General features: G+C 56.8%; 5 protein-coding genes and 3 pseudogenes. 4 read left to right on the top strand and 4 right to left on the bottom strand.

Features of this window, described 5'->3' with window-relative positions:
- Positions 1–431 precede the first annotated feature (431 nt).
- Positions 432–1,799: a tyrosine-type recombinase/integrase gene (locus O1Q03_RS04070; protein ID WP_181461640.1), complete on the top strand. Its 1,368-nt coding sequence runs from the start codon at positions 432–434 to the stop codon at positions 1,797–1,799.
- A gap of 123 nt (positions 1,800–1,922) precedes the next feature.
- Here O1Q03_RS04070 and O1Q03_RS04065 read toward each other — a convergent pair whose 3' ends face one another.
- A complete protein-coding gene (locus O1Q03_RS04065) occupies positions 1,923–2,081 on the bottom strand; it encodes a hypothetical protein (protein ID WP_166677957.1) in 159 nt (52 codons plus the stop codon).
- Between O1Q03_RS04065 and O1Q03_RS04060 the strand changes: the two are divergent.
- A pseudogene (locus tag O1Q03_RS04060) lies at positions 2,079–2,333 on the top strand (transposase); the annotation flags it as partial. The gene O1Q03_RS04065 and the pseudogene O1Q03_RS04060 sit on opposite strands and share 3 nt — an antisense overlap.
- Before the next feature lie 701 nt (positions 2,334–3,034).
- Positions 3,035–3,820 carry a helix-turn-helix domain-containing protein gene (locus O1Q03_RS04055; protein WP_059623622.1) on the top strand — a complete coding sequence of 262 codons (786 nt, stop codon included), beginning with the start codon at positions 3,035–3,037 and terminating at the stop codon, positions 3,818–3,820.
- A 290-nt stretch (positions 3,821–4,110) separates the two neighbouring features.
- Here the strand turns inward: O1Q03_RS04055 and O1Q03_RS04050 are convergent, their stop codons facing one another.
- Positions 4,111–4,884 carry an IclR family transcriptional regulator gene (locus tag O1Q03_RS04050; protein ID WP_269501725.1) on the bottom strand — a complete coding sequence of 258 codons (774 nt, stop codon included), beginning with the start codon at positions 4,882–4,884 and terminating at the stop codon, positions 4,111–4,113.
- A gap of 212 nt (positions 4,885–5,096) precedes the next feature.
- Positions 5,097–5,513: pseudogene (locus O1Q03_RS04045) on the bottom strand (transposase domain-containing protein); the annotation flags it as partial.
- Positions 5,514–5,813: 300 nt separating this feature from the next.
- On the opposite strand from O1Q03_RS04045, the pseudogene O1Q03_RS40100 reads away from it, so the two are divergent.
- Positions 5,814–6,041 (top strand): annotated as a pseudogene (locus O1Q03_RS40100) (hypothetical protein); the annotation flags it as partial.
- Here the strand turns inward: O1Q03_RS40100 and O1Q03_RS04040 are convergent.
- Positions 6,022–6,978 carry an NmrA family NAD(P)-binding protein gene (locus O1Q03_RS04040; RefSeq protein ID WP_111442854.1) on the bottom strand — a complete coding sequence of 319 codons (957 nt, stop codon included), beginning with the start codon at positions 6,976–6,978 and terminating at the stop codon, positions 6,022–6,024. The pseudogene O1Q03_RS40100 and the gene O1Q03_RS04040 sit on opposite strands and share 20 nt — an antisense overlap.
- Positions 6,979–7,029 lie beyond the last annotated feature (51 nt).

The raw sequence follows: 7,029 nt of genomic DNA, 5'->3' as shown, positions 1-7,029 counted from the left end.
CGGGCGGCGCGGCGAACGCGCGGCCGACCAGCGCGCGGCCGACCAGCGCGCGGCGGCCGACCGACGACAGCGCCGCGAGCGCGGCAAGGCCAGTGGCGCCGGCGAACAGCAGATCTCTGCGGGTGGGCATGGCGGGCTCCTGAAAGCAGGTGCTGAAAATATGCGCACAGAGTAGGCGGCGGGCGGTGTCGAAGTCCTCACGGAAAGTTAAACGTTTTGTGATTGTTTTTTGGGGAATCCGGCCAGGTCCGGTGAAATCCTTCAAGGCCCGGTCTGACAAGGGTTTGCCGGGTATTTGTGGTTTGTCCACTTCCGTGGAAATCCCGCACGAGCCGCAACTTTTTAGTGTTTTTTTAGTGTTTGCGATGTGGAGTAGGCTCTGCGTAGAGATGCGCGGGCCAACCTGGTTGCAATATCAAAGGAGGGCGATCATGGGTGCTCTGACGGTTAGACAAATCGAAGCCGCGAAGGCGACCGGGAAGTTGTATTTCCTCTCGGATGGGCGCGGACTGTTCCTGCGCATCGGCCCGGATGGCTCGAAAACCTGGCTTGTTCGCGTCAGCATCAATGGCAAGCAACACGACAAGCCGCTCGGCAAGGCGTGGGGGCGCATCATGACTGAAGGACGGCTGTCGCTAGAGGAGGCACGCGCAGCCGCGGCGACGATTCGTTCGTATGCGCGCGACGGTGTGGACTATCTCGAAGCGAATAAGCGTGAACGTCAGGCCAAGGTTGAAAAGGCGGCGACAGCGGAACTCACGTTCGGCGATTTGTTCGATACGTGGTTCGCGACCGTCAACAAGAAGCGCGGTAAGAAAGGCCGAAAGGATGGTGGTAGGATGCTTCGAGGTGCGATGGAAAAACATGTGTTGCCGGCTCTCCGTACACACAAGATTGCAGGCGTGTTTGCGTCGAACGTTCTGCCGTTGCTTACCGCGATTTCCGACGCGGGATACAACCGGCGCTCGGTCGAGGTGTTGGGGGCCGTCCAGCAAATGATTCGATGGGGCGAGCGCAACCAGCCGTGGAAACGCTTGCTCATCGATTGTGATGTGCTCGCGCTCGCAAAAGAGGATGTCGTTGCAGGTGATTACGACCCGGTACGTGACAACGAACGCCATCGCACGCTGTCGGACGACGAAATTCGCTCGCTGGGTGAACTTATGCCGGCTGCACGGCTTCCGCGATCCATTGAGTCAGCGGTATGGGTGATGCTTGCTTGCGGAACGCGCGTCGGTGAAACACTCGTGGCTCGATGGGCTGATCTTGACTTCAAGGCGCGGACATGGACGATTCCAAAGGAACGTACAAAGTCAAGCGCGGCGATTACGATTCATCTTTCAGATTTCGTCCTTGCGCAGTTTGCGGCACAGCACATTGTGCGCGCTGGATTGCTCGAGGACGACGTGCGTCGCGAATACGTATTTCCGTCGCAACAAGGCAAGATTCCGCACGTCACTATCCACACAACGTGCAAGGCGATCCGTGACCGGCAACGCGGGAAGGGTGCATCGACCGAAGGTCGCACGACAGCAACGGATACGCTTATTGTCTCGGGTGGTCAATGGAAATGCCATGACCTGCGTCGTACCTGCGGAACGATGATGCAGTCGCTTGGTATTGCTGAGAGCATTGTGCATCGATGTCTGAATCACGCGCGTAACGATCCGCTTGATCGGATCTATCTGCAGTTCAACTACGACGAGCAGATGCGCGATGCATGGAGACGATGGGGCGACCGTCTGTCGGAATTACTGGGCGAAGATACTAGAAACGTACGCTTCCTGTTCAAATCATAATCCGCGGCCTCAATCAAACCAGGCATTCATATCCGGCCGACTGGCAGCTTATCGGCCAGTATCTATCTAGTGCCGAACCGGATTTGCTTTATCCACCGGTCGCTTGCCGTCGGTGGGGTAAGGTCAGTCGGAGCCGCGCATTACGTACGCGAGCTCGTCGATTGTCCGCACGCCGTGAAACGATTCGGCTGCCAGCATGAAGCGAGCGGCGACGTATGCGCTGCCCGCGAGCGCTATCCCGAACGGCTCGTCGTAGAACTGCAGCGACGCTATCGACAACACGTACGGCGCCAGATCCGGGCGTGGCTGAACGAAGCAATGTCGAAGATGAACGCGAAGTTCTCGGCGATGTACGAAGTCGACGTGAAGGGAGGCCTACCGAGCATCGTGCCTGAGAAACTGATGCGGGCGATGCTGTTGCAGGTGCTGTACAGCATCCGCAGCGAGCGGCAACTGGTCGAGCAGATCTCGTACAACCTGCTGTTCCAGTGGTTCGTAGGCCTGTCGATCGAGGATGCGGTTTGGAACCACTCGGCTAACGCTGTTATTTTGACCGGTTATATTGAAATCCCGTGGCATCAAACAGGCAAATCAAGAAATATGCGAACGATGAGAACGCTGGGCCCGTTTGGGAGCGTGTCCGCCGGGCTTATTCGGACCGCCGTTGAGGTTAAGCATGGGGGCTGTCCCAAGCTTCTACATAGCGCTGTTGCGCTGAATGATCTCCCAGAGGGCACTGCGTTGCGATCATTGGAATTTTCCTCGTCCAGTACGCTATACCCGAACTGTGGCGGACGTATCAACGCTGAACGCCGGAGCCATTGCCTCAGAAGTCCACCAGGAGGTCGTCGATGTTTCGGTAAACTTGCCTGCGTCGTGATTGGGCGAACCCCAAACAAAAAGCGCTTCTTGCCTTTCGCCAGACGAATTGTGTGATGCGGATGCTGAGCGTCCAGCTCAATGCTGGGGTGGGGGGCGCTTGCCCGGTCCGCAGGTTGCTGCAATGACAGGTGCGCCGGTTGTCCGGTGTGTGGATCGTAACCAACCGGATATTGATACTTTCGGAGAGCGGCGCCGTGAGCTGGGTTGGGGCTTATACCAACATGATGGCCGCCAGATGGACATCAAAATCAGAAAATGCTAGCTTGTGACGTGACAGACTTGTGGAAGATTTGGCGTCCGAAGGCATGTTTCTGTCATCGTGGAGCACATAAGTGTATTCGTGGAGATATGTGATGAGTGATGCCACCATTCGAAGCTTCCTGCGTGGTTTGGACGTCCTGAAGGCTCTGAATACTACCAACTACCTGACGGCGCTAGAGCTGAGCCGCGCCGCGTCGCTGCCAAGGCCGACTGTCTACCGGGTGTTGGAGACGCTGATGCAAGCCGGTTATGTCGTTCGCGATGAGGTCACCGACGTCTACAGTCTGACCGAAAAGGTCACTGCTCTGTCTTGCGGCTATGGGCGGAGCGCACATGTGATCGAACTAGCAAAGCCGTTGGTCAAGGAATTCAGTGAAGAAATCTGCTGGCCTTCTTACCTTCACGTACGCGAAGAAGGGGAGATGGTCACGCGGGCCATCTTTCGCTCGCCTCGCGCACTGACCTATCCGAGGATCGGGAAGCGCCATTCACTCGCAGGGAGTGCCCCGGGACGAGCGTATCTTTCGTCTTTGCCTACGGAGGAGCGGCAGCGATGGTTGGTGGTTCCCGGCGCGGCGGCGCGCGACGCGACTGCTCAGCAGTGGGATCTCAATCAAATGAACAGCCTCATTCGTGATGCGGCCCTTCTTGGCTGCGGATTTCGGGAGGGTGGCATCGTTCCACGGACGTGCTCGATATCGGTTCCTATCCGCAACGGAAACGACGCCGCAGTCTACTGGACTATCGTGATGATGAGTTCAGTTCTCACGGTAAACAAGGCGATTTCGAATTACCTTGCGGGGGCGCAGGCCGTTGTAGAGAAAGTCGAGCGGATGGTACGCTCGACTGATCGGCAATTGGCCCCCGAACTCCATTGAGAAATTCAGTGAGTTGAGCTTTGCTGGTTGTACTGGTTAGTTGTTCAAGCCCATTACACGACTCAGTCGCGCTTCTTTGCATGCGCGGAGGTGGAATTCCGGACGTCCTTCCGGCGCATGATCGAATACAAGTTTCGAAGGCGAAGGCACGCCTGTGACATCTAGATGCAATACATCTGAGGATACTGGCGCCGGTCTTTAGTCGGCTGTTGCGACTCACCCTTGAATTGAATTCGGTGAAAGCGTTAGAGCGCCTTCAAGAGGGCAGCCTGTAGTCACCGCCCTTGATGTCAAACTTGCTCAACGAGCGATTGGAATCCGATCGTCCGTGAAAGGTGTGCGGCCTCGGTCATAAGCAGGGTCGAAAAGTGCTCCAGCTTTTTCGCATCAAACCGAACGCTTGGCCCGTACAAAGCGAGGGAGCCGGCAACACCGCCGGACCCGTCAAAGAAGGGTGCGGCGATGCTCGTGGCTCCTTGGATTTGCTCGTCTTGACTGATCGCGTAGCCAAGTGTCCTGGCTTTTTTGAGTTCCTTAACAAAGGCTACTAGGTCTAAATCCGTGTTCAGGGTCATTTGTCTCAATTGGCGGGGTTCCAAGGACGAATGAGCCAAAATTACTTTTCCGCTCGCGCCGAGTGCGATCCTATCCTGGAAACCTACGCCCCTACGAAAACTGAGTGGCTGACCACTCGGAATCTCGGCGATACATATCCGATACCCTCCTTGCCGGACATAAAGCCCCACTGTTTCGTCGGTTACTTCCCACACCCTCCGTATCATCGGCATCGCCGCAGCTGCCGGGTCATTGCTGGATGCCCACACGTGAGCAAGCCGAGCGACAGACGGCCCTAGTCGAAACCTCTGCGGGTCTCCGCACGATACCAGGAACCCGCGCGCCTCCAGCGTGTATAGCAGCCTGTAGAGCGTGGGACGGCTCAAGCTAACGCGCTTCAACAATTCGGTCGGCGAGAGCTCGAAATCGGCAGGACTGAACGCCAAGAGGACTTCCAGCGCTCGTCCCACGGCTCGAACGCTTTCGTTGCCTTTTTCCGTATTGGTCATCTTTTCCTCTTACTTATCCGTCATCGGCGATATCCACCACTCAAACATCGCGTCCGCCAGTTGGATTGAATCCGTCATGGTGAAATGTAGCCTGTGACCATCACCGAATGGAAGCGAATCGTCCAAATTCGACAAATATGTTCGCATGGCGGACATTGCGTAAGCACTCGCCCAGCACCGTAGCGTAGGTCGTTGACGACGGGAGCGCGATGCTATCGGATGGGTTCGACGTGGGCAGTAGACGGCAGCGCCGACGCCACGTTCCACGGCAACAACTCGTCGATGCGGTTGATCGGATGGTCAGCGATGCGCTCGAGAACATAGGCGAGATATGCCTCGGGATCGAGGCCGTTCAAGCGCGCCGGGCCGATCAAGCTATACATCGCGGCAGCACGTTCGTCACCGGAGTCGGCGCCGGCGAACAAGTAATTCCGTCTGCCGAGGGCGACGCCGCGCAGCACTCGCTCGGCGATCAGGTTGTCGATTTCCGGGCGCCCGTCGCTGCAGTAGTAAATGAGCGTCGGCCAGCGATTCAGCGAATACTGAATCGCCTTGGTTGTGTCGGATTTTGCAGAGAGCGTCGCGAGCGTTGCTTCACCCGGTCGATGACCTCGCGCCCGTACTTGACGACGACGTGGAACAGGTCGAAATTTGGAACATGGATTTGTTGCAGATTCACTGTTCGATGTGGGACGCTTTGGACTCTGACCGTCGTTGACAACTACACATGGGAATGTTTGAGCCACCGAGGCCGGACAAATTCTGAAGGGCAGCATGTGGTCCAAGCGCCGACGTGTATTACTGGCATGCGCGGACACCGCGCCATGATCAAGGTCGACAAATGCAGCGAGCTCATCTCGAAGGCAATGGATCGCTGAGCCTACGAACATGGAGTTGAACAGGAATTCAGCCCGCCGGACACGCCCACTGACAACGCCACGGTCGAAAGCTTCAACAGGCGCTTCCGTCAGGAAAGTCCGTCCATCGGGCTTCAACAACTAATTCGTGATTACGGGCGTGAAAATCAGATGGTCGCGGAGATGGTCGTTGCCAACCACCGCGAGCGATCAAAGTCCCCTCATTTTCTGTCAAGAATTCACGGGAGAGTGCGAGCAATAGTGGCTCGCACTCCTGCGATCAAGACTTTGTCGAGCTAGCCGCAACGGGTGAAAGGCTGGCGGCGTTGGCACGAATCCATGAGCGCAGCGTAGCGGGCGTGCGTTTCAGTAGCATGCCGAGGGAACTCGAAGTACATACGGCCAACTCGTGTAATTGTTCGAAGCGATAGAATTCCAAGTAGTAGTCTGCGCCTTTGGGCCCGAAGAGCTGTTTGTACCTCGGGCCTACCGTCTCCAGCCATCGTGTGATGCTGTCGTCATAGGCTATCGGATAGTGCAGGACATCGCTCAGAATTTCGGCGACTTGCTTGAACGTGAAGATGTCCTGACCACTCTCGACATTGAAGTACTGGCCGGCATAGCGACTATCCTCGCTGAGGATGATACGGGCCGCCGCTTCACCGACCTCCGCCGGGTCGGCCCAAGCTACTCGACGCTCGTATGGCATGAGCAGCGCTGCTTGCTCCCTGATCGGGCCACCCCAGCGCAACAGATCATCCATTAGATACGCGCTCATGTTGAGATATGTGACCGGGAGGCCGCTGGCATCGAGGATTTGGCGAGCTAGCAAGTGTTGCGTGGCGGTACCCCCACCAAAATCGCGCAACTCTGGGGTGAGGTTGGCCGGCGTGACGTTAGGTAGATTTCCGACAATGCGGACGATGGTGCGCAGGTTTTTCGACTGCCGCGCGCCATTGACCAAATTGGTCATTGCGCGCTCCTCGTCGAGAAAGTCCGGTGTAACAACGAATACTGCAGTGACGTCAGCAAGAGCCTCGGCCATCGACGAAGCATCTAAATAATTTGCCGAAATCAACTCCGCCTTAGGGAATTGCTGTGCAAGCGATCGCTTGCTGGTGTCGCTACGCGTGGCGAGGCGAAGTAAGGTTTGAGGTGAGCGGTAGTTGATCCAACGTGCAACTGGTAGGCCGAGATGTCCGGCCGCACCGAATATCAGTACGCGATTAGCTGTCATGGGATTCCTTTCGTGGACTCTGAACAATCCGAACTCTTGGCTCAGAAGTTG

The sequence above is a fragment of the Burkholderia sp. IMCC1007 genome, assembly GCF_027257875.1.
In the GTDB taxonomy this organism is placed as follows: Bacteria; Pseudomonadota; Gammaproteobacteria; order Burkholderiales; family Burkholderiaceae; genus Burkholderia.
This window is presented reverse-complemented; position numbering and strand designations above follow the sequence as displayed.